Source organism: Breoghania corrubedonensis, from assembly GCF_003053845.1.
Classification (GTDB): domain Bacteria; phylum Pseudomonadota; class Alphaproteobacteria; order Rhizobiales; family Stappiaceae; genus Breoghania; species Breoghania corrubedonensis.
Map to the genome: position 1 here is coordinate 50,422 of NZ_QAYG01000014.1, position 25,648 is coordinate 76,069.

Here is a 25,648-nt window from a genome sequence, read left to right on the forward strand (position 1 = left end):
CCGCCCTCAACCGAACCAGCACTTGACCGGCACCAGCCCATTCATGAGCTGAAGGACACCATTCTTCTCCCAGCCCTGAACCTTATCCGATACGCCTTCGATGAAGTCGTTGAACATCGGGCAGATGAGGCCGCCCTCGTCACGCACCAGATAGGCCATCTCGCTGTAGAGCTTCTTGCGCTTGTCCTGGTCCAGCTCGCCCTTGGCCTGGAACAGCATCTTGTCGAATTTTTCGTTCTTGAAATGCGTGTCGTTCCAGTCGGCGCTCGACAGGTACGCGGTCGAATACATCTGGTCCTGAACCGGCCGGCCATCCCAGTAGGAGGCACAGAACGGCTTCTTGTTCCACACGTCCGACCAGTAGCCGTCATCCGGTTCGCGCTTGATCTGAAGCGGAATGCCGGCCGCCTTGGCGCTCTGCTGGAAGAGCTGGGCGGCATCGATGGCGCCGGGGAAGGCGGCGTCGGCGACGCGCAGCACGATCGGGCTGCCGTCATGTCCCGACTTCTTGTAAAGCTCAGCCGCCTTTTCCGGATCATAGGTGCGCTGCGGGATGCTCTCATCGAACAGCGGATAGGTCTTGTTGATCGGGAAGTCATTGCCGACAGAGCCGTAGCCGCGCAGGATCTTGTCCACCATCTCCTCGCGGTTGACGGCGTATTTCAGCGCGTTGCGCAGCTCGCGAGACTCGAACGGTGCGGCATCGCACTGCATGATGAAGACGTAGTGGCCGCGGCCGGCGACATGCTCGACCGAGATGCCCGGCGCCCGCGCGAGCAGACCGGCGACCTTGGGCGAGACGCGGTTGACGATATGAACCTGCCCCGACTGAAGCGTGGAATTGCGCGCGGTATCGTCATTGATCACCGCCATCTCGATCGTCTCGAAATGACCACGCTCGGCATCCCAGTAGTTCGGGTTGCGCTCGAAGGCGTAGCGCACCCCGGCCTCATGATCGACAAGCTTGTAGGCGTTGGTGCCGATGGCTGCGGTGGGATCTTCACGACCGCCGCCCGGCTGGATCATCAGGTGGAAGTCCGACATCAGGTAGGGCAGATCGGCGTTCGCGTCCTTGAGCGTGACGATCACCTCGTCACCATCGACCTTGATCGCGTCGATACCGCGCATGACACCCAGCGCGCCCGACTTGGAATCCGCATCCGAATGGCGCAGCAGCGTCTCGCGCACGTCGTCGGCGCTCAGCGTCTTGCCGTTGTGAAACTCCACCCCCTTGCGGATCTTGAAGGTCCAGGTCTTCGCGTCCTTGGAGGAGCCGAAGGATTCCGCCAGTCGCGGCAACAGCGTACCATCGGGATTGACCTCCAGCAGCGCCTCGCCCCAGGTGCGCTGGACCTGAAAGGTGACCGTGTTGGCGGCCAGAGCCGGATCAAGGGAATCCGTGCTCTGCCCGGCAGCAAGGCCCATCTTCAGTGTCCCGCCCTTGACCGGACCAGCCGCCTGAACGGCGCGGCCCAGCAGGGAATTGGCGGCCACGGCACCGAAACCCAGCGCTGAGGCTCGCCCCAGGAACGCACGGCGAGAAAGTCGGCCGGAAGCAGCGTATTCGGCCAGATGTTTGATATAGTTATTCATTCTGTGTCCCGTATTGTTCTGGGTTGATCCGCAATTGAGGTGGCTCGCTGTCCTCGAAACGCGCGGAATGACAATCGATGGACGAGCCAGGCATGGTTCGTGCGCCCGGGCTGTTACCCCTCCCCGGACATGGCTCGAACCGAAGGCGGCGGCGCGATGTCCGCCTTGCGTTCGCCGACGAAGCGGCCGCTCCCCTCTGCCTTGAGGCCGGCATGTTCGACAGCATAGCCCGAGAGCTTTTGCGCCACCGCAAGCTCCGGCAGGCAGGTCGCCCGTGTATTCAGGTTCATGTGCAAAAGGAGGGTCTCCACTGTGGCGGCAAGTTCGCCGTCACCACGGTGGAGTCGATGGAAGAGATGCATCTTCTTGCCCTGACCGGTCAGGACCTGGGTGGTCACCGTCAGCATGTCGCCTGAATGCACCTCGTTGAGATGACGCACGTGGCTCTCAACGGTAAAATAGCTGAGCCCCCCCGCGATGTAATCGCTGTCGGCACCGATGAGTTCCATGAACCCGTCCGTCGCCTTGGACCCCGCCTCCAGATAAAAAGTCTCGTTCATGTGACCGTTGTAATCGGTCCAGGTGGAAGGCACGCGCCGCCGCGCGGTGACCGGCAGACCCTCGAGCATACTCTCGAGCGGAAACATCTTCTCGTGTTCGCCGATCACCTTGCCCGCCGCATCGCCGTTCACCCTCAAGGCGCGCAGGATCGCCACGAGATTGTCATCGCGGCGGCGTTCCAGCTGACGGATCGGCAGGTCGCCCGATTGGACATCGGACTGACCGGAGATGAGGTCCACCAACGCGTCGTCATAGTCGGGCACATCGGTCAGTTTCGTCCAGGGCCAGGCGAGAGCCGGACCGAACTGGGCGAGGAAATGCTTCATGCCCGCCTCGCCGCCAGCGATCCGGTAGGTCTCGAAGAGCCCCATCTGCGCGAAGCGCAAGCCGAAGCCCATGCGGATCGCCTCGTCGATGTCTTTCGTGGAGGCGATGCCATCCTTTACGAGCCAGAGGCTCTCGCGCCATATCGCCTCCAGAAGGCGGTCGGCGATATGGGCGTCGATCTCCTTGCGAACGATCAAAGGATACATGCCGATTTCTTGCAGAATATCGGCGGCCCTTGCGCAAGCCCCCGCCGCACCGACAAGCTCGACCAGAGGCAGCAGGTAAACAGGATTGAACGGATGCGCGACGATGGCGCCCGCGCCTCGTGAATTGAGTTCGCTTGGCTTGAAGCCCGAGGTGGACGATCCGATCACAGCGTTTTCCGGAGCGGCGGCGGCGATTGCGGCATGCACGGAATGCTTCAACTCCAGCCGTTCCGGGACGCTTTCCTGTACCCACTCTGCACCGCTGACGGCGTCTTCCAACGTGTCACAAAACCTCAAGAGCCCTTCCTCGGGCAGCGCACGGTCGTAGATGGCGGGCAGCGCGCGGCGTGCGTTGTCGAGAACTTCACCGATCTGTCGCGGGGCTTGCGGTGCGGGATCGTAGACGGCGACGTCGAAACCATTGAGCAGGAAACGCGCAGCCCAACCGCCACCGATGACGCCGCCACCGATGATGGCGACCTTGCGGGGCTTAGGGTCTCCCATCAGCCCCGCCCCTTCGGTGCGCGCTTGGCGAGACCCAACTGCTCACGCACCGCCTGCGGCCCGATGACCCGCGCGCCCATGTTTTCCGCGATCGTAACCGCCTTTTCCACGAGCTGCGCGTTGGTGGCGAGCACGCCCTTCTCCAGATAGAGATTGTCCTCCAGACCCACCCGGATGTTACCGCCGGCGAGAATGGCGGCCGCCGCATAGGGCATCTGATCGCGCCCGAGGCTGAAGGCCGACCAGTGCCAATTATCCGGTACATTGTTGACCATCGCCATGAAGGTGTTGAGATCGTTTGGCGCCCCCCAGGGAACACCCATGCAGAACTGCACAAGCGCCGGCGCCTTCAGGACCCCGTCCTTGACCAGTTGGGTGGCGTACCAGAGATGGCCTGTGTCGAAGGCCTCGATCTCCGGCAGCACGCCGAGTTCGCTCATCATGGACCCCATGGCCGTCAGCATGCCGGGCGTGTTCGTCATGACGTAGTCGGCTTCGGCGAAATTCATCGTACCGCAATCAAGCGTGGCGATTTCCGGCAGGCATTCCGCGATGTGGGCGATACGTTCGGGTGCCCCCGCCATGTCGGTGCCAACCGGGTTGAGCGGCAACGGCGTCTCAGCGGACCCGAAGGTGATGTCGCCGCCCATGCCCGCGGTCAGGTTGAGGACGACATCGACCTCGGCATCGCGAATGCGGTCGGTGACTTCGCGATAAAGGCTGCGAAGTCTGGACGGCGCTCCGGTTTGAGGGTCACGCACATGGCAATGAACGATGGCAGCCCCCGCCTTCGCCGCATCGATTGCGCTTTCCGCAATCTGCTGCGGCGAGCGCGGCACGTGCGACGAGCGGTCCTGAGTGCCTCCCGAGCCGGTCACGGCACAGGTAATGAAGACATTCCGGTTCATTGTCAGCGGCATGAGTTCTCCAGTATCGACGATACATCCGACACGATCCGGACATTCGCCAAGGTCACTTGTCAGTCGCATAGCCTTGCTCGGTTCGGCATCACGGATATCCGACGCCGTCCAGGGCGGCCTGCGCGCAGGCAGCAAGATCCTGATCAAGGTCATGCGCCTACATCGTTTCGGTTTTTCGGTACCCGGAGCGGCTGTCGCGCCGCCCTCAAGGCATCTCGTTTTCGCAGCTTTGCGCGCTGCGCAGCGCCAGTTCATGCTGATCGACGTGATTGGACCGCAGCCGAAGGCGCGCATCCGGAACCCGTCCGACACGCCGTTTGGCGAGACGGGTCCGGGAGATCCGGTGGCAGGGCAGTCATACGCGCACCGCTTGGCGCGCCCTCTCCCGAGGAGGACATCATCACCGGATCGTCCAATTCCCCGACAGGACGCCGGGAGGGGGCGACCGCGGAGACATGACGGTTTCTACGGAGGGATGATAAGCTGGCGAAGAGTAGATGAATTGTCCTAGATTGCCAGAATATTGTTGGAAACGGACATATCTCGGCATGAAGGCGACATTCTTTCTCCTGGACGGCTTTTCGAACCTCGTCCTGTCCTGCCTCCTGGAACCTCTTCGAATGCTCCATGACCTCTACCAGGAGGAGATCGAGTGGCGCGTGGTCACCGCCGACGACCAGCCCGTTGCCAGTTCCTCCAACCTCCTGCTTGCCCCGACCGGACGGCTTGACGAAATCGATGGCTCCGACCTGCTCGTGATCATCTCCAGCAATGGCTACCGCCAGCACCCGACCCCCGAAAACCAGCGGCTCGTAATGAGCCTCGTCCGCCAGAGCAGTATCGTGATTGGCGCGGATGCCGGCGCCTGGCTCCTCGCGGCCACCGGCCTTCTCGATGACACGCGCGCGACGTTGCACTGGGCCGTGCTTGCCGAATTCGCGGAGACGTTCCCGCAAGTGCAGGTATGTCACGACAACTACGTGATGGAGGGACGTTTCTGGAGCTGTGGCGGTGCTTCGACGGCTCTGGAGCTGGTTCTCGCCTTCATTACCGAACGCTTCGGAGCGGCCAAGTCATTCATGGCGTCATCCATGTTCATGTCCGACACCAGCTTGCAAAAGGAAGGCGACAGGGCGCCCACGGCCCTCACCATGCCCCACCGCAGCCGCCTCGACGCCATCAAGAACATCATGGTGGAGACGATCGAGCATCCGCTGACCCTGATCGCACTGGCGCAGCGCGCGCACCTGTCGCCGCGTACGGTGAACCGCCTGTTCAAGGCGGAGCTTGGCACGTCGCCGGGTCATTATTACCAGCAACTCAGGCTGTCCTTCGCGCGCGAGCTGGCTGACAACACCTCGCTGGGCTTGCGCGAGATCGCCCTGCGCAGCGGATATAGCGACGCCGCCGCGCTGAGCAAGGCGTTCAAGCGGGTTTACGGATACCCGGTTCGAAAATTGCAGAAATCCGCACAAAACACCGGTTGAGCCCAGCGTCCCGCGTGGAGTGACACACTATTTTCACAGTGCGTTTTCTTCAGCCAGGGAACCAAGCCGGGCGCAGATGCGGGAGAACGCCCGAGCAGCTCTTGCGCTGTGATGACGCGCTCTCAGCCACCCATGCACAAGCCCCTCACCTGTCTCGACCAGAACTTCGGTTCCCGCCGCCGACGCCTGATCGCGGTAACGCAGGCAATCGTCGTGCAGCGGATCGCATTCGGCGGGATAGAGGAATGTCGGCGGAAGACAGGAAAGATCGCCGGCGCTCGGCGTTGCCGTGGCATCGCGGAAACTGGCGCCCCGGGCACTGCCGTAACTCCGGATATCATCGCGGCTCAAGAGCGGCGCGTTGGCATGGACCTCATAACTGCCCCCCTCCGGCGCGTAGCCCAACGCCGGATAGATCAGCACCTGTCCGGCAAGTGCCGGCGAAACCCACGTACCGACAAGGGACGCCATCAGCGTTGCCCCTGCACTGTCACCGCAAAGAGTGATCCGACGATCGCCGGAAATATCGCGGACAACCGCCAAGAGATCCTCATAGCCAGCAGGGTGAGGATGTTCGGGCGCCAGGCGGTAGTCGACTGCGATAACCTGGATACCGGTCGCCGCCGCGATTTCGGCACAGATGTCGTCGTGGCTCTCAAGCCCGCCCAGGACATGTCCGCCACCGTGGGCATAGACGATCGCCGTAGCCCCATCATCCCCGTAAAGGCGGACCGGCACACCTGCGATACGCCGGTCGCACACAACAAGATCGCCAGGACGTGCCGCGCGAAAATAAGCCGCCATCCGGTCATAGACCGCACGTTGCGCCACCCAGTCATCCGCGCGCAAATCCGCAGGATAAAAGGAAAGCGTATCGTCGATGAACGCGAGGATCTCGCGGTCCAGCTTGCTCGAATAATCCAAGAAACGGATCTCCATTGAGTTGCGTAGCGGGCCCACTGCGGTCGGCAGTCAAGAGTGCGCGGCTGCTGCAATGCCTGAAAGAAAGTCGCCACCGTCGGACGTCTGACGGCGCGGTTACAGGCGAAAGAGTGCTCCCGCCCCATGTTTGATGCGCGGCGCTTGGCCGCTGCCACGACGAGCAGGAAAGGCCAGTGCGATGCGCGATAATGCAGGCGGTTCAGCATCCTGGCTCCTACTTGAGAACCGCCGACCGCACTCGTCCTCTGCGCGGCCCCGGGTCGCCCAAATTGCATTCAATAGGTGGTGATGACAATCATGGATCAGATCAGGCGGGGCTGAAACGCAATAACCCTGCGGCTCTTGCTATGCGACCACAGGCTCTGCACGAGCGACGATGCGACTTCGATCCCTGCGGCTGGCTCTGCCCGGTGATTGTCATGTTTGCCGGCCTGCGAGGCGCCGGCCGAAACGAGGAGTTTTAAAGACACAAGCCCATCCGCCCACAAGGCCCTCTCTCAACAAGCGGGTCGATAACGACACAAGAGGTGAAGCCCCATGCAGGGACTGAATTCCCCGTCAAATCGCAAGACGCGCAAGTTTCTTGACTTCACAAGCGAGAAAGATGCGGATCTCTGCGGTTCGTGCGCCATTGACGGCATTTTGGAATACATCGACACGAGCGATTCAGGCGAACGCCTGGATTTCTACGAAATCGGTGATTTCATATATGACGGGATCTACATCGCCGACGGCGAGGGCAAGACACTCTATGTGAACGACAGTTTTCTTCGCATCACGGGGCTGACACGGGAAACCCTTATCGGCAATCGTGTTCAGGATCTGGAAGCGCAGGGCGTCTACCTCAACGCGGTGACGCCTGAAGTGCTGCGCCAACGCCGCCCGGTGCATTCGATCGGTGAAAGTCTCTGCAACCACGCCAAGATGCTCATCACCGGCAATCCGGTCTTCGGCCAGGATGGCAAGATCAAGCTGGTCGTCGTCGTCGAGCGGGAGATCACCGATTTCCTGACGATGAAGATGGAGCTCGAGGCGATCCAGAAGAAGATGAAGACCGTCGAGCGCGGACACATCCGCGGAAAACGGGAAGTCGAGCATCTTCGCGAGGAAACCACGTCAAAGCCCCTCGTCTATACCAGCCGGGAAATGCAGGGCGTGGTCGACGCGATCGACCAGGTGGCGGGTTTCGACACGACCGTCCTTATCCAGGGCGAGACGGGCGTCGGCAAGGAAGTCGTCGCCAACCAGATACACATGAAAAGCCCTCGCAAGGATCAGGCTTTCATCAAGCTCAACTGCACAGCCATACCAGCCTCTCTGCTTGAAGCGGAACTCTTCGGCTACGAGAAGGGCGCCTTCACCGGCGCATCCGTGAACGGCAAGATCGGCCTCTTCGAACTTGCGGACAAGGGAACGATCCTGCTCGACGAGATCGGCGACATGCCGCAGGAGTTGCAAAGCAAGCTGCTACGTGTGTTGCAGGAAAAGGAAATCATGAGGATCGGCGGCACCAAACCGATCCCGCTCGATGTGCGCATCATCGCCGCGACACACCGCGACCTGGAGACGCAGGTCAAGGAGGAACGTTTCAGGCAGGATCTCTTCTACCGGATCAGCATCTTCCCGATCCACATCCCGCCGCTGCGCCAACGTTCTGTTGATCTCCTGGCACTCGCCGAGCATTTCCTGACCCGCTATAACACAAAATATCGCAAGAGCGTGACAATTGGCGGCGGGGGCTATGCGATTATGCGTTCCTACAATTGGCCTGGGAACGGAAGAGAACTACAGAATATCATCGAAAGGTTGGTCCTGATCTCTCCACCAGATGCCGTTCTGGACGAAAATACATTCTCGCCACTCTACTCCTCTGGAAAAGTCACACCGATACGGGATTCATACCGGGGGCTGAAAGCGATGGTTGCTGACGTGGAGCGGCGCATCATCGCCTCCGCACTCGCCGATGGCGGCAGCACCCGCAAGGCGGCTGATCTGTTGAAAGTGGACCAGTCCACGATCGTCAAGAAGGCAAAGCGGCTCGGCATCGCTCTCACCGTCAAGGAGTGATGCCGAACGTCATCGCCGATGCCGTTTGTCCTTGGGTCCCGTTTACCGCGGCATCATCCGTTTCCGACCTTCAATCACCCCATGCCCCGATGATATTTTTCATCGGGGGTAAATTATAAGTATTTGTTTTTATTTATATTTTTTCATGGCACGCCGCTTGCTCCGTGGTCACCGGTAACAAGTGGAGACCCAAAACAATGTCTAAAACAATCATCAACGCGGCCCTGACCGGTGCCTTCACGTCGAAAGAGCACAATCCCGCCGTTCCGCTAACGCCCAAGGAAATCGCCGAAGATGCCTATGCCTGCTGGCAGGCAGGTGCCGCTGTCGTTCACCTGCACATGCGGGACGAGAACGGCGCAGGCACGATGGACATCAACCGTTTCCGCGAGACTTTCCACCTCATCCGCGAGAAATGCGACGTGGCCATCAACCTGACCACATCGGGGGATCTCAACGCCACCGAAGAAACCCGCATGGCACACTTCGTCGAGCTGAAGCCGGAACTGGCTTCCTACGATGCGGGCACGATGAACTGGATGCACAAGACCCTGTTCATCAACCATCCCGAATTCCTGGAGAAGCTCGGCCTGAAGATGCAGGAAGTCGGCGTGAAGCCGGAGATGGAAATCTTCGACCCCGGCATGTTCTACAACACCGTCTACTACATGAAGAAAGGTGTGCTGAAGGCCCCGGGGTATTTCCAGTTCTGCATGGGTGCGGCGGGCGGTATCGCCGCGACGGTCGAGAACCTTGTCTATCTGAAGAGCCTGTTGCCGGCGGATGCGCAATGGTCGGCTTTCGGCATCGGTGCAGGCCACCTGCCCATCCTCTTCGCCACCATCGCGTTGGGCGGCCATGTCCGCGTCGGCCTTGAAGACAACGTCTACTACAAGAAGGGACAGCTCGCGAAATCCAACGCGGAATTCGTCGAACGGGCGGTACGCCTGGTGAAGGAAGCCGACCGCGAAGTCGCCACTCCGGCTGAGGCCCGCGCCATTCTCGGCCTTCGGGAGCTCGGTCAATGATCAAGAAGATCGCGGTTATCGGCGCCGGGACCATGGGTCACGGCATCGCCGAGACGTTCGCCCTGTATGGTTATTCGGTCAATCTCTTCGATGTGAATACCGAAGTGCTGAACAAGGCAAAGGAACTGATCCGCGAAGAGCTCTCGTTCATGGCTGCGGAGGAGTACATCTCCGCGGCCGATGTCGAAGCCACACTTGAACGGATCGAAACGTCGACGGATATGGCCAAGGCCGTCGAGGACAGGGATTTCGTCATCGAGGCGGCCCCGGAAAAGATGGAGCTGAAGCAGCAACTCCTGAAGTCTCTCGACGAGCTCGCACCAAAGGATGCCTTCCTTGCGACCAACACATCGAGCCTGCCGTTCGCCGAAATGTGCGCTCTTTTGGGGGAAGATCGCAAGAAGCGGACAATGGTCAACCACTGGTACAACCCGGCCCATCTGATGCCGCTGGTCGAGCTGTCCTTCTTCGGCAACATGCCGAAGGAACTCTATGAGGAAGTGGCCACGCTTTACGCCTCGGTGGAGAAACAGACGGCGAAGGTCCTCAAGGACGTTCCCGGACTGATCGCGAACCGCATCCAGCAGGGTGTCGCCCGCGAGGCCTTCTCGCTGATCGAAAAGGGCATTGCCGAGCCTTCCGACATCGACATCGCGCTCAAGTTCGGCCCTGCCTTTCGCTATGCGACGACAGGCCAGCTGGAGGTGGCCGATTTCGGCGGCCTCGATATCTGGTGCGTCGTTGGCGACAACCTTCTGAAGGTCATGGACAACTCCACCGAAGCCAACCCGATGCTGCGAGAGAAAGTCAGCGAAGGAAAGCTCGGGCTGAAAAGCGGCGAAGGCTTCTTCAAGTATCCTCCCGAGGAAGTTGCCGCGATCCGTAACAAATTCATGGGCAGGCTGATCCATCAGCTCAAGGCATCTCGCAAATACATATGAATGATCACCCATGTCGGCCGGGCGCGACACGAGGCGCCCAGCCGAATCCAGCACACACAAGACCACATCATCCCGAGCTTTCATTCCGTGACGTCGACGCGCGGCGCCTTGTCTGCTTGAACACGACATCGCCCCCGACGTCCGCATTCGGAAAGTCTAGGCAACATGATCAATAAACTTTTGATGTTCTTCGTGAACCTCATGCAGAAATATCTGCCTGACCCGTTCATTATCGCATGGGGGATCACGCTCGTCGTCTGCGCCATGGCGCTCGGCATTACCCACACCGCGCCCCTCGACATCGTCACCTACTGGGGCGACGGCTTCTTCGGCATTCTCAAGTTCGCGATGCAGATGACATTGGTTGTGGTGACCGGCTATGCGCTGGCGGTCTCCAACATCATGAAGCTGCTGCTGAAGAAGATCGTCAGCATTCCGAAGACACCCATTCAGACGGTTCTCTTCGTCGCCTTCACTTCCATGGTGCTTTATTTCCTGAACTGGGGCCTCGGCCTCATCGCAGGCGCCCTGCTCGCCAAGGAAGCCGGCAAGCAGCATCCCGACGTCGACTTCCGCCTGCTGGTGACCGCAGCCTTCTGCGGCATCATCATCACCCATGGCGGCATGTCAGCCTCCGTGCCGCTGCTTGTCTCCACGAAGGGCCACTTCCTCGAGGGTGATATCGGCATCATTCCGCTGACACAGACGATCTTCGGCGCGCAATCGCTGACCATCACCATCCTGCTCGCGATCTGCATTCCGATCGCCTGCACCTTCCTCTTCCCGAAGAAGGAGAACACGGTTCTGGTGGATCCGGCCCTGTTCGAGGACGATGAACCGGATGCAGTGCCTTCCAAGTCGGAGATGGTGCTCGCCGACCGGATCGACCGCAGCGTCATCATGAAGTTCTCGCTGGCTCTGATCGGCGGCGCCTACCTGGTGATGAAGCTCGGCAACGGCGAGTTCAACCTGAACATCCTGATCTTCCTGTTCCTGATCCTTGGCATCTTCGCCCACGGCTCGCTGTATTCCTACGGCAAGGCGATCGGTCAGGGGGCGTCAACCTGCGGCGGCATCATCCTGCAGTTCCCGTTCTATGCGGGCATCATGGGCATCATGGAAGGCAGCGGGCTCGTTCACGATGTGTCCAACTGGCTGCTCAGCATGTCCAACGCACACACCTTCCAGCTGGCGTGTTACCTGTCGTCGCTGATCATCTCCATCTTCGTGCCGTCGGCCGGCGGTCACTGGGTGGTCCAGGCTCCGTTCATGATCCCCGCCGCTCACGAACTCGGTGTCGAGCCCTGGCGCGTTGCCATGGGCGTCGCCTGGGGCGAAAGCATCTGGAACATCGTCTGTCCGTTCTGGGCGCTTCCGGTGCTCGCGATCGCCAAGGTCGGCCTGCGCGATCTGATCGGCTTCTCGGTGCTGCTGTTCATCGTCGGCAACATCATCGCCATCCCGTGCATGTTGCTCTTCTAGAGCACATTCGACCCCGCCGGAGCCGACTGAGCGACATTAAACCACTCCAGACTCAATAACTTGAGCGTGTCCTTGTCGATCAGATTGTCTCACTCTCCGCTCTGGAAGCCGCCACACGCCACGTCGAGGAACGGAAGACCTCGCAGTGGCGGCCTCCCAAAGGGATCCCACAGCCCTCCCATCGGGATCCCCCAAGCACTCACACTTGGCCCGACGAAAAACGTCTCCGGCAAGCTCTCGAAGGAAAAACAAAATGGCTCAAAACGACATAAAGGCAATCATGGTGGTTGGCGCTGGCCAGATGGGCGGCGGCATCGCCCAGGTGGCCGCCGTGGCCGGCTACAAGGTCTTTCTCAACGACATCAATACCGAGGCTGTCAAACGCGGATACGACCGGATCGCCGCAAATCTTGCTCGCAACGTCGCCAAGGGGCGGAGCACGGAGGACGAAACGACCGCTGCCCTCGCCCGGATCATGCAAAGCGTATCGCTTGACGATGCCAAGGCCTGCGACCTCGTGATCGAGGCAGCAACCGAGAACGTCTCGCTCAAGAGCGAGATCTTCAGGACGCTGGACGCCACTGCCCCCGCCCACGCGATTTTCGCGACGAACACCTCATCCGTCCCGATCACGGAACTCGCCGCCTGCACCGGACGTGCCGACAAGGTTATCGGCATGCACTTCATGAACCCGGTGCCCGTCATGAAACTCGTCGAGATCATTCGCGGACTGGAAACGGATGACGCCACCTTCAAGACGATCGAGGAGCTTGGCAGCAAGCTCGGCAAGACGCCGGTGGAGGTCAAGGACTCCCCCGGTTTCGTGTCGAACCGCATCCTCCTGCCGATGATCAACGAAGCGATCTACTGCCTCTATGAGAACGTGGGCGCACCGGAAGCCATCGACACCGTGATGAAGCTCGGCATGAACCACCCGATGGGCCCGTTGGCGCTTGCCGATCTGATCGGGCTCGATACCTGCCTGTCCATCATGGAAGTGCTCTACGAGGGCTTCGAAGACAGCAAATATCGGGCTTGCCCGTTGCTGCGCCAGTACGTCCAGGCCGGCCGGCTCGGCGTGAAAAGCGGTCGCGGCTTCTACACATACGCGGCCGCCTGAATCACGGTGCCGCCACCGATGGCAGGGGGAGCCATCCGGTGGTCGGACGGACTGCGGATCAGCCAACGCAGGGCGAAGCTCTGCCTTGGCGTCCCTCTGATTTCCGATGTGCCCGAGAACACGGCACACAATTCATATCTTTCGCATGCGTCGCGATTGATGAAAGCAAGCCAGTTGGACAATTCGTGCGTCGAGAATCTGATTTCAGGCGCATGTAATCACAACAAACCGACAAATGAGACTCCCCTGACGATGGATACAACACCCGAACGAAATACTCCGGTCTATTCCCTTCACGGCAAGAAAATTCTTGTTATCGGCATTGCCAACGACAAGTCGATTGCCTGGGGATGCGCCAAAGCTTATCGCGCACTTGGGGCTGAGCTGGCCATAACCTACCTCAACCCGAAGGCCGAAACCTATGTGCGCCCGCTGGCCGAGCGGCTTGACGCACCGATCATCTCCAAGCTGGACGTCACCAGGGAAGGTGACATGGAAGCTACCTTCGAAGAGATAAGGTCGAAGTGGGGCCGTCTCGACGGGCTCCTCCATTCGATTGCCTTCGCGCCCGGCGCCGACCTGCACGGCCGCGTCATCGATTGCTCGCGCGAGGGTTTCCTTCAGGCAATGGACGTCTCCTGCCATTCGTTCATTCGGGCGGCGAAACTCGCCGAGGATCTGATGCAGGGCGGCGGCTCCATCCAGACACTGAGCTATCTGGGAGCGGACCGTGTGGTGGACAACTACAACCTGATGGGCGCCGCGAAGGCCGCCCTGGAAAGCGTCGCGCGCTACCTGGCGGCTGAACTCGGCTCCAAGGGCATAACGGTCAACGCGATTTCCCCGGGCCCGCTCGCGACCCGCGCGGCCAGCGGCATCGGTCACTTCGATGAACTTCTGGACAAGGCCGCCAAGCGTGCTCCCACGGGCCGGCTTACCACGATCGACGAAGTCGGATCCCTGTCGGCGTTTCTGATGAGCCAGATTGCCCCTTCGACCACGGGCGATCTGTTCTACGTCGACGGCGGATACAACATCATGGCTTGAAAAAGCCATGTACCGGGCCGGTCCCATGCGACCTCAGACGCTGCGGACCGACCCGGTCTTCCACACCGATATCCCCTTCACGAGGTCTAAGGTCCGCTCAACATCCGTCTTTGCCTTCGCTCACCAGAACCGGCAGATCCGGAAGGCACGCGAGAGGCGATATACCGTGATGGAAGGCGTTACATGGCCGACGACCGTCGCATAGCAGGAGGCGACATTGCCTTGGGAAGTCCTTGACTGGGATCGGTTGCTGGCACGGCAATCCATTCCGCCATCCGGACAGGCCGGCAATGACCGGCGTTGGGTGCATCCACTATGCGATTGCACGGATCTCGACGAAACGGCGCGCAGCTATTGCGCCCTGTCCCAGGTGCTTTTCGAGCACATTCAGGCGATGAAGGGAATGTTCCTTCGCCATCAGGGCCTCGGCCCGGGGGCGGAAGCGGACGGCACCCCCTTCGTTATCGGCATCACCGGCTCGGTCGCCGTCGGCAAGTCGACGACAGCCAAGCTTCTGCGAAAGCTTCTCTCCCACTGGCCCACATCGCCCAGGGTCGATATCGTCGCGACAGATGGCTTTCTGCTCCCCCGGGCTCAGCTCGAAGCCAAAAGGCTTCAACATCGCAAGGGCTTTCCGGAAAGCTACGACACAGATGCCATCCGCAACTTCCTGTCAAAGCTCAAGGCCGGGGCGGCTGTGATCGAGGTTCCGGTGTATTCGCATGAACTGCATGACATCGTTCCAGGCAGCACGATCCGGGTCGAACACCCCGACATTTTGATATTCGAAGGATTGAATATCTTGCAACCCGGCGGCATCGAGGGATGCGGCGAATATGCTCCCGCCATCTCCGATCACATCGATTACGCGATCTACATAGACGCCGAGGTGGAAGACATCCGCCGCTGGTACATTCAACGTTTCATGGGATTGCGCCGACACACGTCTTCAACCTGTGAACCGGTCGTCGCGAACCACGCGCGCCCTTCGGATGCGGAAGCAACCGCCAACGCCATCTGGCGGAATATTAACGAACTCAACTTGTCCGAGAACATTCTTCCGACACTGCCACTGGCCGATCTTGTCCTCCGCAAGGGAGCCAATCACGAGGTGCAGCAGGTCGCTCTGCGGACTGCTTGAGGCGGATGGCCTTCCAGCCGGCAGGGAATATCACCGGCAGCAAGACCGGCCTCCCGGCGCCAAAGCGTGTCGAGCGGTCGCTGCCGGGAGCAGCCGCTCGTCCTGCCTCAGGTCGTTTTCCCGTCGAAAAGCGAGAGTTCGCTCCGCTTGGTGGTCCGAAAGGTCGTGTTTGGCAAGCTTTCGGCGACATCGTGCAGCGCCTTGATGAAGTGTTCTGCCACGGGAGACAGGGTGCGCGAGGCCTTGCGGATCAGTCCGACGCGGCGGTTGAGCCAGGGGGCGTCGATCTGTCGGTAGCCAAGCCCCAGCGCGTTGCCCGCATCGATCGCCGACATTGGCAGGATGGCCACTCCGAGCCCGGCCCGCACCATGCCGAGCGCTGTCGACATATAGTTCGCTTCCGCCGCGATCTCGACTTCCGCCCCTTCGCGCGCCATGGCGCGCTCGAAAAGGACCCGGACCGAACTGTTTTGTTGTGTGAGGATCAGTGGGTAGGGCACGCAGTCGGTCATCTTCAGCACTTTGGGCGCCTCCTCGATCGGATGGCCGCGCTGGTAGAAGGCGCAGATATAGTCGGTGAGGAAATTCTCGACCTTGATCTCTTTGTCCGGCGTCAGGCGCGTCCCGATACCGAAATCCACCTCCTCGCTCTTCACCATCTCGATGATCTTCTCCGCCACGACATCACGGATCCGCACGCGGATATTGGGGTGGGTTTCGCGAAAGCTGGCGAGTGTGATCGGCAGGACCCGGGAGGCGACCGAAGGCAGGGTCGCGATACGCACGACGCCGCGCCGCGCCTGGTAGATATCGCTGGATGCGGTCATCACGTTGTCGATGTCGGCCGATATTCGCTCGAAAAGCGGCAGCAGGTCCTGTCCGGCTGCCGTCAGCGAAACCCTCCGCTTCGTCCGGTTGAACAGCTTTATCGACAGGGTCGTTTCAAGCTGATTGATCTGCACGGTCAGCGCCGGTTGGGAAATGTGCAACTCCTCGGCCGCGCGCGTGAATTTCAGATGCGTGGCGACGGCGAGGAAGGCCTGTATCTGGCGGAAACTCGGAACCATGGGAGACCATCTTCTGGTTGGCCGCGGGCAGGACGACCGCCAGGGCGGCAGGCGAAGAATCGAGCAAGCATGACCAAACAGTGACCACTTTGTGTCGCCTTTCTGGGCAACCCCGAAAGAGGTCTAGTACCGACATATCTGACCACGCCCTTAAACGACGGGAAACGCTGGTGTTTTCTCCTCCCCTTATAACGTATCATTATAAATGAGATCCATAAATTTCATTTCCTTAATTGAACTTTTTCGTAGAGCATATCTACCGTGGCGAAGAAAAAAGTCACGACCGCAGATAATGGGCAGAAGTGATTTGCCATATCTATGGCTCTTCATCAGAACTATCGCCTAATTATCCTGCATTTAGGATCAACAAGACACAACCACACCAGCATTCGGAATGTCCGTAGCGGGTGGTATGCATAGTTGAGGTCTGGAATGCTGGCTCTCCTCGGACTTGGGACAATAGTTTTACTACTAGCGTCCATCATGACCAACAAACTCTCGCCGTTGGTCGCGCTCATTACAATTCCGCTCATCGCGGCCTTGATCGGCGGCTTTGGGTTGGAAAGTGCCGGATTTATGGTCAAGGGGATCAAGAGTATCGCCCCCGTCGCGACCATGTTCGTGTTCGCCATCGTTTTCTTCGGGATCCTTTCCGATGCAGGCATGATGGATCCGATCATCGATCGTATCCTCAAGGTGGTCGGCATGCGCCCCTCGCGCATCACCGTCGGCACTGCCCTTCTCGCCACGATCGTCCATCTGGACGGTTCCGGCGCTGTCACCTTCCTGGTGACCATCCCCGCCATGCTGCCGCTCTATGACCGGCTGAAGATGCGGCGCGTTGTCCTTGCCGCCATCGCCGCCATGGCCGCCGGTACGGCAAACATGCTGCCCTGGGGCGGCCCGACGTTGCGTGCTGCCGCTTCGCTGCATGTCAACGTCACCGATGTCTTCAATCCGATGATTGGGGTTCAGATCATCGGCCTGCTCGCGGTCTTCGCCATCGCCTATGTGCTCGGCCTGCGTGAAGAGAAACGTCTCGGCGCAAGCGGCGAAATGGACGGTATCGACCGCACCGAAGTCCACACCCGCGAGCTCACCGACGATGAGCAGGCGCTGCGTCGTCCCAAGCTGTTCCTCGTCAACGTGGCGCTGACCCTTGCGGTCCTCGGCGCGATGATCTCGGGTCTGGTGCCTGCGGCCGTGTCCTTCATGCTCGGCACCGTCATCGCCCTGCTTGTCAACTACCCCAAGCCGGGAGACCAGAAGAACCGTATCGATGCCCATGCCAAGGCCGCGCTGATGATGGCTACCATCCTCTTCGCCGCCGGCGCCTTCACCGGCATCATGCGTGAATCGGGCATGCTGACGGCCATGGCGCAGACCGCCGCCGGTTTCGTGTCGGAGGACTTCGCCACGCATATGCCGGTCATGGTCGGCATGCTCTCTATGCCGCTCAGCCTGCTGTTCGATCCCGACAGCTACTACTTCGGGGTGATGCCTGTCATCGCAGAGGTCTACCAGACCTTCGGCGGCAACCCGATCGCGATCGGTCAGGCTTCGATCATCGGCCAGATGACCACCGGCTTCCCCGTGAGCCCGCTGACCGCATCGACCTTCCTGCTTATCGGTCTGTCCGGGGTATCCCTCGGCGAACACCAGCGCTTCACCATTCCCCTGGTCTTCGCAGTGTCCGTGATCATGACCGTCGCAGCCGTGATCCTGGGAGTGCTCCCCTTCTAGGGGCACTTCTCCTCCTCAGTACCAAAACAAGAAGCGGAAACCAAAGACATGAAAACCATCCGCATAGGTTCCGGTGCAGGCTACTCGGGCGATCGTATCGAGCCCGCCGTTGAAGTGGCCGAAAAAGGCTCCATCGACTACCTCGTCTTCGAATGTCTGGCCGAACGTACGATTGCCATCGCGCAGAACGCCAAACTCAAGAATCCGGAGGCGGGTTACGACCCGCTTCTCGAAGCCCGCATGCGGGCCGTCCTCCCGGCCTGCCGCAAGAACGGCGTGAAGATCATCACCAACATGGGCGCGGCCAACCCCTTGTCCGCGGCCAGGAAGACCGTGCAGATCGCCGCGGAACTCGGCATCGGCACGCTCAAGGTGGCGGTGGTCTCCGGTGACGATGTCCTTCAGGTGCTGCTCGACAAGAACATCAAGATCACCGAAACCGGCGCGCCGGCCACAACGATGTCGAACATCCTCGTCTCCGCCAATGCCTACCTCGGCGCGGAACCGATGGTGAAGGCGCTGGCAGAAGGGGCTGACGTGGTGATCACCGGTCGCGTGGCCGATCCCTCCCTGTTCCTCGCCCCCCAGATCCATGAGTTCGGCTGGGCGTTCGACGACTGGGACAAGCTCGGCAAGGGCACGGCCGTCGGTCATCTGCTCGAATGCGGCGGACAGGTCACCGGCGGCTACTACGCAGAACCGGACCTCAAGGACGTACCGGGCCTTGGCCGGTTGGGCTTCCCGATCGCGGAAGTCTCCGAAGACGGTTCCACCGTCATCACCAAGGTCGCCGATGCTGGCGGCATGGTAACGGTCGATACCTGCAAGGAGCAGATCCTCTACGAGGTGCACGACCCGGCCCACTATCTGACCCCGGACGTCACGGCCGATTTCTCGCAGATCACCTTCACCCAGGAAGGCAAGGACCGGGTTCGCGTGGGCAACGTCACCGGGCACAAGCGCCCCGACACGCTCAAGGCGTCGGTCGGCTATGTCGACGGCTACATCGGCGAGGGCCAGATCTCCTACGCCGGTCCCGGCGCCCTTGCCCGCGGCAACCTGGCACTGGACGTTGTGCGGGAACGTCTGGATATCTGTGCTGTGGAGACATCCGAACTGAAGTTCGATCTCATCGGCGTCAATGCGATCCACGGCGACGTGCTGGCACCGCAACCCGAACCGACCGAGGTCCGCGTTCGCGTCACAGGTCGAACCGCGACGATGGCCGAGGCGGTCAAGATCGGAAATGAGGTCGAGACCCTTTACACCAACGGTCCCGCCGGCGGCGGTGGCGCCACGAAATCGTCCAAGCAGGTTGTGGCCATGCTCTCTGCACTCCTGCCCAGGGAAGACGCAGTTCCCGCCATCCAGTTCATCGAGGCTTGAAGATCATGAAACTCTTTGAATGTGCCCACTCGCGCACCGGTGACAAGGGCGACATCTCGAACATTTCGGTCATCGCCTATGATCCGAAGGACTTCGACCACCTTGCCCGCCATGTCACGGCCGAGAAGGTTCGCGCCCACTTCGACGGAATCGTGAAGGGCGATGTCGTGCGCTACGAGATCCCGAGCATCGGCGCTCTGAACTTTGTCATGCAGAGCGCCCTGGGCGGCGGCGTGACCAGGTCCCTGGCTCTGGACCCGCACGGAAAGTGCCTGGCCTCCGCACTTCTGGCTATGGAAATCCCTGACAGGGCCGTCTGACACGTCGGTCCAGGAGCAGGCGGGCCACTGCCCGGCCCGTCTGCCCCGATCCCCTTTCCAAGGAAAGTTCCATGTCTCATATCATTTCCGCCGCAGACGCCGTCGCCTCCATTCCTGACGGTGCCGTTCTGATGATCGGCGGTTTCATGGGGGCGGGCACGCCGCCCCGCCTGATCAATGAACTGGTGCGTCAGGAGAAAAAGAACCTGACCATCATCGCCAACGATACGGCGCGTCCGGGTGTCGGCATCGGCAAGCTGGTGGAGGCCGGACTGGTGAGCAAGCTCATCACCAGCCACATCGGCACGAACCCGATGACCCAGAAGCAGATGATCGACGGCGATATCGAGGTTGAACTCGTGCCGCAGGGCACGCTGGCCGAGCGCGTCCGCGCCGGCGGTTTCGGCCTCGGCGGCGTGATAACGCCCACCGGCGTCGGCACGATCGCCGCCGAAGGCCGCCAGACCATCGAGTTGCAGGGCAAGACCTACCTTGTCGAGCTGCCGCTGAAGGCGGACTTCGCGCTCGTCAACGCAAAGGTCAGCGACTACCAGGGCAACCTGATGTACGCGCTCACCGCCCGTAACTTCAACCCGCTCATGGCCATGGCCGCGGATACGGTGATCGCGGAGGCGGAGTCCATCGTTCCCGTCGGCGTCATTGCCCCCGACATGATCGTCACCCCCCACGTCGTGGTCGACTACCTCGTCGCCAAGGAGCCGAGCAATGGATAGCAAGACCCTCATCGCGAACCGGGTCGCGCAGGAGATGAAGTCCGGCGATCTGGTCAATCTGGGCATCGGCCTGCCGACGCTCGTCGCCTCCTATCTGCCGAAGGGCATCGAAGTCTCCTTCCAGTCGGAAAACGGCATCATCGGCATGAGCATGTTGCCGCATCCCGGTCTTCTCGACGACGACCTGACGGATGCCGGCGGCAACCCGATAGGCTCCGTGCCCGGCGCCTGTGCCTTCGATTCGAGCTTCTCCTTCGGCCTGATCCGCGGCGGGCACCTGGACGTGACCGTTCTCGGCGGCCTGCAGGTGGACGAACGCGGCCTGCTCGCCAACTGGATGGTACCGGGCAAGATGGTTCCCGGCATGGGCGGCGCGATGGACCTTGTGGCCGGCGCCAAGCGCGTGATCGTCGCCATGACGCATACCGCAAAGGGCACGCCGAAGATCGTCAAGGAATGCTCGCTGCCGCTTACCGCCATACGCCGCGTCGACCTGATCGTCACGGAACTGGCGGTCATCGAGCCGACCGATGACGGCCTGGTGCTCCGCGAAATCGCTCCTGACGTGAGCGTCGAGCAAGTGCTTGAGGCGACCGAGGCCGCGCTTATCGTTCCCGAGAGTGTTCCTGAAATGGCCTTTGTGGCCTGACTTTACTGGAGTCATCCAATGCTAGCCAAGAAGAAGAACATAGCGCCGCCGGTCACAAGCACTGTGACGGTGTCTCTGGATATCTCTTTCACCTGCGCACCCGGCTCCGCACCGCTTTCGCGCGATGAAATCCAGGAGCTTACGGCCCGGGCCGTGGAGAGCTTCACGACCGTAGGAAGGGAAAGAATCGCCGCGTTCAACGAGATCTCGCGTGTCCGCCGGGGCGCCCAGGCCGAAGTGATTGCGGTGGAAGCCCACCCTTGCGAAGGTCAGTCCTTCCGGTTCGCAGGGGTTCCCGCCAATGACTGACATCGTGATCACTGCCGCCGCGCGCACCGCAGTCGGCAGTTTCAATGGCGGTCTGTCCAGCGTACCGGCGGCCGAACTGGGCGCAACGGTGATCCGCGCGCTGCTCCAGCGCAGCAAAATCGCCGCCGATGACGTGAATGACGTGATCCTCGGCAACGTTCTGACCGGCGGTCTTGGTCAGAACCCTGCCCGCCAGGCGGCGATCGGCGCCGGGCTGCCGGTCACCTCTACGGCCGTCACCATCAATCAGGTCTGCGGTTCCGGCCTGCGTGCCGTCGCCATGGGCCTGCAGTCCATCTTCTGCGGCGACGCTTCCGTGGTCATCGCCGGTGGCCAGGAGAACATGAGCCTGGCACCGCACGCCATGTATGTGCGCTCCGGCATCAAGATGGGCCCGGGCACCATGGTCGATACCATGATCAAGGACGGCCTGTGGGACGCCTTCAACGACTACCACATGGGCATGACGGCGGAGAATGTCGCGGGCATGAGCGGCATCACCCGCGAAGCCCAGGACAAGCTCGCCGCCCAGTCCCAGCAGCGTGCCACTGCGGCGCGTGAGAACGGCAACTTCGCCAAGGAAATCGTTCCTGTCAGCGTGCGCACCCGCAAGGGCGAAACGGTTTTCGAGGAGGATGAGTTCATCCGCCCGGGCACCACGGCGGAAAAGCTCGCCGGGCTGCGGCCTGCCTTCACCAAGGACGGCTCGGTCACCGCGGGCAATGCCTCCGGCATCAATGACGGTGCCGCCGGTGTCGTCTTGATGCGCGCCGATGAGGCCGAAAAGCGCAATCTGACGCCGCTTGCCCGCGTCGCCGGCTGGGCAACGGCCGGTGTAGACCCCGCGATCATGGGCACGGGCCCGATTGCCGCGTCTCGCAAACTTATCAACAAGATCGGCTGGACCTCCGCCGATCTCGACCTGATCGAGGCAAACGAAGCCTTCGCCGCCCAGGCCGCCTGTGTGCTCAACGAGATGGGCTGGGACCCGGAGAAGGTCAACGTCAATGGCGGCGCCATCGCGATCGGTCATCCGATCGGTGCCTCCGGTGCGCGCATTCTGGTGACGCTGCTTCACGAGATGGAGCGCAGGGATGCCCACAAGGGCCTCGCCACCCTGTGCATCGGCGGCGGCATGGGTATCGCCCTCGCCGTCGAACGCCCCTGACGATAAACGGGGACGCGGCCCGTGTGGCCGCGTCCTTGAATTTGCAAAAGACAGGAAACGCCAGTCCCTCCATCTCCCGACGCCCGATCCGCAACGACGGAAATAAAGGGCTTCGAGTCAACGGGAACGCACGGTTCAATGAATGCCCTCCTGCCCTCCGCCGGCACCAATGTCGAACTGACCAGTCTGACATTCGACGAACTGGAGCCCGGTCAGACCGCCAGCATCTCACGCGATCTGACCTCCACCGACATAAACCTCTTCGCGACCATTTCCGGTAACGTTGATCCGCTGCATTTCTCCGGCGGCGTCGCCTCACGTTTCCGCCAGCCCGTCGGACACGGCATGTGGGTCGGGTCGCTTTTCTCGGGTCTACTCGGCACGAAGCTGCCCGGACCCGGAACCATCTATCTGGAACAGAACCTCAAGTTCGTGGCACCGGTTCATCTGGGCGACACCGTCACCGCCACAGTCCGCATCGCCGACAAGCACCGCGATGCCAATGGGCATGAACAGGTCACCCTCCACTGCATCTGCGTGAACCAGAACGGCGACACGCTGATCACGGGAACCGCCGTGGTCATTCCGCCTTCCCGGCACATCAGCCAGGCCGGCGTCGGCCTGCCCGATCTGCAACTGGTCGCCCACGATCAGCTGGACCAGCTCACCGCCAAATGCGCCGACCTGCCGCCCCTGCCAACGGCAATCGTCTACCCGTGTGACGAAACCTCGTTGCGCGGCGCGTGCTCCGGTGCCCAAATGGGCCTGATCCTGCCAGTTCTGGTCGGTCCGCAAGAGCAGCTCCGAGCCCTGGCGCAGAAGCTCTCTCTCGACATCTCCGCGTATCGCATCGTCGATGCCGAAGACGCCGTGGATGCCGCATCCAAGGGTGTGGACCTTGCGAAGACCGGCGAAGTCGGTGCTGTCATGAAGGGAGGGCTGCACACGGACGAACTGATGAGCGCGGTCGTCAGGCGCGACAAGGGCCTTCGCACCTCCCAGCGCATCAGCCACGTCTTCGTCATGTCGGTGCCGACCTATCCCAAGCCGCTGCTGATCACCGATGCCGTCGTCAACATCGCTCCCAATGCGGACGACAAGGCGCATATCATCCAGAATGCCGTCGGTCTCGCCAACGTATTGGGCGTCGAGACGCCGCGCGTCGCCATTCTGTCCGCGGTCGAAACGGTCAATCCGAAGATCCAGTCCACCGTCGATGCGGCGTCGCTTTGCAAGATGGCCGATCGCGGCCAGATCCGTGGCGCCATCGTTGACGGCCCGCTCGCCTTCGACAACGCGATTTCGGCCGAAGCCGCGCGGACGAAGGGCATTCGCTCCGAAGTTGCGGGCCAGCCGGATATCCTGCTCGCGCCCGACATCGCGTCCGGCAACATGCTCGTCAAGCAACTGTCCTTCCTGGCCCACGCCGATGCCGCCGGCATCGTTCTGGGGGCATCTGTCCCCGTCATGCTGACCAGCCGTGCCGACAGCCTGCCGTCGCGATTGGCCTCCTGTGCGCTGGCTGTTTTGCTGGCGAACAGGAACTCCGGCAGTACATCAGCTTGAGAGGACCATTGTCATGACTTTTTCCTATTCGATGAAAAGAGGCGCCCTGCTGGTTCTCAACAGCGGCTCATCCTCGGTGAAGTTCACAGTCTTCGAAGTCGACCCTGGCGAAGAGCAGATCATGCCGCTTTTCTCCGGTCAGCTGACGGGCATCGGAACGGATGCGCATCTGTCGGCAAAAGCGGCGACAGGCGAGCGCATGGCGGATGAATCGTGGGCGGAACGCGACAGCGGCGACGTCCCCGCACTTCTGCCGAGCCTGCTGGCCTGGGTCGAGGAACACCTGCCGCCCGATCTGCCGTTGCTCGCGGCGGGGCACCGCGTCGTTCATGGCGGTGCGAACCTGCGCCATCCGGCGATGATCACGGATCATCTGCTCGGCGAACTGGAAACGCTGATCCCGCTGGCTCCTCTTCACGAGCCGCAGAACCTTGCAGCCATCAAGGTGCTGGCCGACAACCGCTCGGATCTCCCCCAGGTTGCCTGCTTCGATACAGCCTTCCACCACACCCAGCCACGGACATCGACCACGTATGCCATTCCCCGGCATCTGACCGATGCGGGCATCCGCCGCTATGGTTTTCACGGGCTGTCCTATGAGTACATCGCCCGGCATATGGAGACGCACCTGCCCCAACTCGCCAGCGGACGGGTCGTCGTCGCCCATCTCGGCAACGGCTCCAGCCTGTGCGCCCTGAACCGTGGCGCGAGCGTCGACACGTCCATGGGCTTTTCAGTCCTGGAAGGCGTGCCCATGGGCACGCGTCCGGGCAATCTGGATCCGGGTATTCTGATCTATCTCATGCGCAAGTTCGAGATGGATGCCGATGCCCTTGAGCACCTGCTCTATCACCAGTCCGGACTGCTCGGCGTTTCCGGCGTATCCAACGACATGCGGGTTTTGCTGAGCCGTGACGACGACAACTCACGCGAAGCGGTCGATCTGTTCTGCATCCGAACGGCCAAGGAAATCTGCTCGCTCGCCTGCAGCATGGGCGGTCTCGACGCGCTGGTTTTCACGGCCGGCATTGGCGAGCATTCCGCCGAAATCCGGGCCCGCATCTGCGGCCACCTGAAATGGATCGGCGTGGATCTGGACAAGGACCTCAACAAGGACGACGCGACGCGGATCTCGACGGCCGCGTCCCTGCCGGTGCACGTCATTCCCACGAATGAAGAATTGATGATCGCCCGCCATACGGTCGACCTGCTGACGATGCGAAACGCCGCCTGAGACCGATGAGGAAGTCAGTGACCTCCACCCGAGGTGGAGGTTTGAAACGCTGCGCTTGAACCACTGGAAGTGGTTTTGTTAGCGCCTAGTAGCTACGATTGAACAG

The 25,648-nt window shown here is 61.2% G+C and carries 22 protein-coding genes; 17 read left to right on the forward strand and 5 right to left on the reverse strand.

Annotated features, from left to right (window positions below; all coding sequences use genetic code 11):
- Nucleotides 1–6 precede the first annotated feature (6 nt).
- The 3 genes from C8N35_RS22465 to bcoG all read right to left on the reverse strand — a co-directional run bounded on the left by C8N35_RS22465 (nt 7) and on the right by bcoG (nt 4,111).
- The gene (locus C8N35_RS22465; protein ID WP_107991989.1) at nt 7–1,593 is read right to left on the reverse strand and encodes an ABC transporter substrate-binding protein; all 1,587 of its coding nucleotides are present in this window, start codon (nt 1,591–1,593) and stop codon (nt 7–9) included.
- Nucleotides 1,594–1,706: 113 nt separating this feature from the next.
- Nucleotides 1,707–3,191 (reverse strand): carnitine 3-dehydrogenase, encoded by a 1,485-nt coding sequence (locus tag C8N35_RS22470; RefSeq protein WP_107991990.1) that lies wholly within the window; start codon nt 3,189–3,191, stop codon nt 1,707–1,709.
- Entirely contained in the window at nt 3,191–4,111 is a 921-nt protein-coding gene (bcoG, locus tag C8N35_RS22475) for a 3-dehydrocarnitine:acetyl-CoA trimethylamine transferase BcoG (protein ID WP_107992013.1), read from the reverse strand. Before bcoG ends, C8N35_RS22470 begins: the two co-directional genes overlap by 1 nt.
- A gap of 548 nt (nt 4,112–4,659) precedes the next feature.
- On the opposite strand from bcoG, the gene C8N35_RS22480 reads away from it, so the two are divergent.
- Nucleotides 4,660–5,598 (forward strand): GlxA family transcriptional regulator, encoded by a 939-nt coding sequence (locus C8N35_RS22480; protein WP_170122220.1) that lies wholly within the window; start codon nt 4,660–4,662, stop codon nt 5,596–5,598.
- A gap of 33 nt (nt 5,599–5,631) precedes the next feature.
- Here the strand turns inward: C8N35_RS22480 and C8N35_RS22485 are convergent, their stop codons facing one another.
- Nucleotides 5,632–6,522, reverse strand: coding sequence for an alpha/beta hydrolase fold domain-containing protein (locus C8N35_RS22485; RefSeq protein WP_107992014.1), 891 nt, complete (start codon nt 6,520–6,522; stop codon nt 5,632–5,634).
- 555 nt (nt 6,523–7,077) lie between these two features.
- Here C8N35_RS22485 and C8N35_RS22490 point away from each other — a divergent pair.
- The 7 genes from C8N35_RS22490 (at nt 7,078) to coaA (ending at nt 15,366) form a co-directional block, all read left to right on the forward strand.
- Nucleotides 7,078–8,607 (forward strand): sigma-54 interaction domain-containing protein, encoded by a 1,530-nt coding sequence (locus C8N35_RS22490; protein ID WP_107991992.1) that lies wholly within the window; start codon nt 7,078–7,080, stop codon nt 8,605–8,607.
- 197 nt (nt 8,608–8,804) lie between these two features.
- On the forward strand, nt 8,805–9,635 hold the full coding sequence (locus C8N35_RS22495) for a beta-keto acid cleavage family enzyme (RefSeq protein ID WP_107991993.1): 831 nt from the start codon (nt 8,805–8,807) through the stop codon (nt 9,633–9,635).
- Nucleotides 9,632–10,576 (forward strand): 3-hydroxyacyl-CoA dehydrogenase family protein, encoded by a 945-nt coding sequence (locus tag C8N35_RS22500; RefSeq protein ID WP_107991994.1) that lies wholly within the window; start codon nt 9,632–9,634, stop codon nt 10,574–10,576. Before C8N35_RS22495 ends, C8N35_RS22500 begins: the two co-directional genes overlap by 4 nt.
- Nucleotides 10,577–10,741: 165 nt before the next feature.
- Nucleotides 10,742–12,058: a short-chain fatty acid transporter gene (locus C8N35_RS22505; RefSeq protein WP_107991995.1), complete on the forward strand. Its 1,317-nt coding sequence runs from the start codon at nt 10,742–10,744 to the stop codon at nt 12,056–12,058.
- 253 nt (nt 12,059–12,311) lie between these two features.
- On the forward strand, nt 12,312–13,178 hold the full coding sequence (locus tag C8N35_RS22510; protein WP_107991996.1) for a 3-hydroxybutyryl-CoA dehydrogenase: 867 nt from the start codon (nt 12,312–12,314) through the stop codon (nt 13,176–13,178).
- Between the two features lie 252 nt (nt 13,179–13,430).
- Nucleotides 13,431–14,225 (forward strand): enoyl-ACP reductase FabI, encoded by a 795-nt coding sequence (fabI, locus tag C8N35_RS22515; protein WP_107991997.1) that lies wholly within the window; start codon nt 13,431–13,433, stop codon nt 14,223–14,225.
- A 217-nt stretch (nt 14,226–14,442) separates the two neighbouring features.
- Nucleotides 14,443–15,366 (forward strand): type I pantothenate kinase, encoded by a 924-nt coding sequence (gene coaA / locus C8N35_RS22525; protein WP_107991999.1) that lies wholly within the window; start codon nt 14,443–14,445, stop codon nt 15,364–15,366.
- A 107-nt stretch (nt 15,367–15,473) separates the two neighbouring features.
- Here the strand turns inward: coaA and C8N35_RS22530 are convergent, their stop codons facing one another.
- Entirely contained in the window at nt 15,474–16,433 is a 960-nt protein-coding gene (locus tag C8N35_RS22530; RefSeq protein ID WP_107992000.1) for a LysR family transcriptional regulator, read from the reverse strand.
- A gap of 432 nt (nt 16,434–16,865) precedes the next feature.
- On the opposite strand from C8N35_RS22530, the gene C8N35_RS22535 reads away from it, so the two are divergent.
- The 9 genes from C8N35_RS22535 to C8N35_RS22575 all read left to right on the forward strand — a co-directional run bounded on the left by C8N35_RS22535 (nt 16,866) and on the right by C8N35_RS22575 (nt 25,542).
- A complete protein-coding gene (locus C8N35_RS22535; RefSeq protein WP_107992001.1) occupies nt 16,866–18,176 on the forward strand; it encodes a CitMHS family transporter in 1,311 nt (436 codons plus the stop codon).
- Nucleotides 18,177–18,224: 48 nt separating this feature from the next.
- Nucleotides 18,225–19,562: an acyclic terpene utilization AtuA family protein gene (locus tag C8N35_RS22540; RefSeq protein WP_107992002.1), complete on the forward strand. Its 1,338-nt coding sequence runs from the start codon at nt 18,225–18,227 to the stop codon at nt 19,560–19,562.
- Nucleotides 19,563–19,567: 5 nt separating this feature from the next.
- Entirely contained in the window at nt 19,568–19,882 is a 315-nt protein-coding gene (locus C8N35_RS22545; RefSeq protein ID WP_107992015.1) for an AtuA-related protein, read from the forward strand.
- A 71-nt stretch (nt 19,883–19,953) separates the two neighbouring features.
- Nucleotides 19,954–20,616 (forward strand): CoA transferase subunit A, encoded by a 663-nt coding sequence (locus tag C8N35_RS22550; RefSeq protein ID WP_107992003.1) that lies wholly within the window; start codon nt 19,954–19,956, stop codon nt 20,614–20,616.
- Nucleotides 20,609–21,265 (forward strand): 3-oxoacid CoA-transferase subunit B, encoded by a 657-nt coding sequence (locus C8N35_RS22555; RefSeq protein ID WP_107992004.1) that lies wholly within the window; start codon nt 20,609–20,611, stop codon nt 21,263–21,265. The genes C8N35_RS22550 and C8N35_RS22555 overlap by 8 nt, the downstream gene beginning before the upstream one ends.
- Before the next feature lie 18 nt (nt 21,266–21,283).
- Nucleotides 21,284–21,574, forward strand: coding sequence for a hypothetical protein (locus C8N35_RS22560; protein WP_107992005.1), 291 nt, complete (start codon nt 21,284–21,286; stop codon nt 21,572–21,574).
- Nucleotides 21,567–22,742 carry an acetyl-CoA C-acetyltransferase gene (locus C8N35_RS22565; RefSeq protein WP_107992006.1) on the forward strand — a complete coding sequence of 392 codons (1,176 nt, stop codon included), beginning with the start codon at nt 21,567–21,569 and terminating at the stop codon, nt 22,740–22,742. Before C8N35_RS22560 ends, C8N35_RS22565 begins: the two co-directional genes overlap by 8 nt.
- A 138-nt stretch (nt 22,743–22,880) precedes the next feature.
- On the forward strand, nt 22,881–24,308 hold the full coding sequence (locus C8N35_RS22570; RefSeq protein ID WP_107992007.1) for a bifunctional enoyl-CoA hydratase/phosphate acetyltransferase: 1,428 nt from the start codon (nt 22,881–22,883) through the stop codon (nt 24,306–24,308).
- Between the two features lie 13 nt (nt 24,309–24,321).
- A complete protein-coding gene (locus C8N35_RS22575) occupies nt 24,322–25,542 on the forward strand; it encodes an acetate/propionate family kinase (RefSeq protein ID WP_107992008.1) in 1,221 nt (406 codons plus the stop codon).
- The last annotated feature ends 106 nt before the right edge of the window (nt 25,543–25,648 follow it).

Bases quoted from the DNA above. Each gene is read 5' to 3' on its own strand.
- C8N35_RS22465 (WP_107991989.1), bottom strand. From the start codon at position 1,593: ATGAATAACTATATCAAACATCTGGCCGAATACGCTGCTTCCGGCCGA.
- fabI (WP_107991997.1), top strand. From the start codon at position 13,431: ATGGATACAACACCCGAACGAAATACTCCGGTCTATTCCCTTCACGGC.
- C8N35_RS22490 (WP_107991992.1), top strand. From the start codon at position 7,078: ATGCAGGGACTGAATTCCCCGTCAAATCGCAAGACGCGCAAGTTTCTT.
- C8N35_RS22545 (WP_107992015.1), top strand. From the start codon at position 19,568: ATGAAACTCTTTGAATGTGCCCACTCGCGCACCGGTGACAAGGGCGAC.
- C8N35_RS22550 (WP_107992003.1), top strand. From the start codon at position 19,954: ATGTCTCATATCATTTCCGCCGCAGACGCCGTCGCCTCCATTCCTGAC.
- C8N35_RS22495 (WP_107991993.1), top strand. From the start codon at position 8,805: ATGTCTAAAACAATCATCAACGCGGCCCTGACCGGTGCCTTCACGTCG.
- C8N35_RS22470 (WP_107991990.1), bottom strand. From the start codon at position 3,191: ATGGGAGACCCTAAGCCCCGCAAGGTCGCCATCATCGGTGGCGGCGTC.
- C8N35_RS22540 (WP_107992002.1), top strand. From the start codon at position 18,225: ATGAAAACCATCCGCATAGGTTCCGGTGCAGGCTACTCGGGCGATCGT.
- C8N35_RS22570 (WP_107992007.1), top strand. From the start codon at position 22,881: ATGAATGCCCTCCTGCCCTCCGCCGGCACCAATGTCGAACTGACCAGT.
- C8N35_RS22565 (WP_107992006.1), top strand. From the start codon at position 21,567: ATGACTGACATCGTGATCACTGCCGCCGCGCGCACCGCAGTCGGCAGT.
- C8N35_RS22500 (WP_107991994.1), top strand. From the start codon at position 9,632: ATGATCAAGAAGATCGCGGTTATCGGCGCCGGGACCATGGGTCACGGC.
- C8N35_RS22480 (WP_170122220.1), top strand. From the start codon at position 4,660: ATGAAGGCGACATTCTTTCTCCTGGACGGCTTTTCGAACCTCGTCCTG.
- C8N35_RS22510 (WP_107991996.1), top strand. From the start codon at position 12,312: ATGGCTCAAAACGACATAAAGGCAATCATGGTGGTTGGCGCTGGCCAG.
- C8N35_RS22575 (WP_107992008.1), top strand. From the start codon at position 24,322: ATGACTTTTTCCTATTCGATGAAAAGAGGCGCCCTGCTGGTTCTCAAC.
- bcoG (WP_107992013.1), bottom strand. From the start codon at position 4,111: ATGCCGCTGACAATGAACCGGAATGTCTTCATTACCTGTGCCGTGACC.
- C8N35_RS22535 (WP_107992001.1), top strand. From the start codon at position 16,866: ATGCTGGCTCTCCTCGGACTTGGGACAATAGTTTTACTACTAGCGTCC.
- C8N35_RS22555 (WP_107992004.1), top strand. From the start codon at position 20,609: ATGGATAGCAAGACCCTCATCGCGAACCGGGTCGCGCAGGAGATGAAG.
- C8N35_RS22505 (WP_107991995.1), top strand. From the start codon at position 10,742: ATGATCAATAAACTTTTGATGTTCTTCGTGAACCTCATGCAGAAATAT.
- C8N35_RS22530 (WP_107992000.1), bottom strand. From the start codon at position 16,433: ATGGTTCCGAGTTTCCGCCAGATACAGGCCTTCCTCGCCGTCGCCACG.
- C8N35_RS22560 (WP_107992005.1), top strand. From the start codon at position 21,284: ATGCTAGCCAAGAAGAAGAACATAGCGCCGCCGGTCACAAGCACTGTG.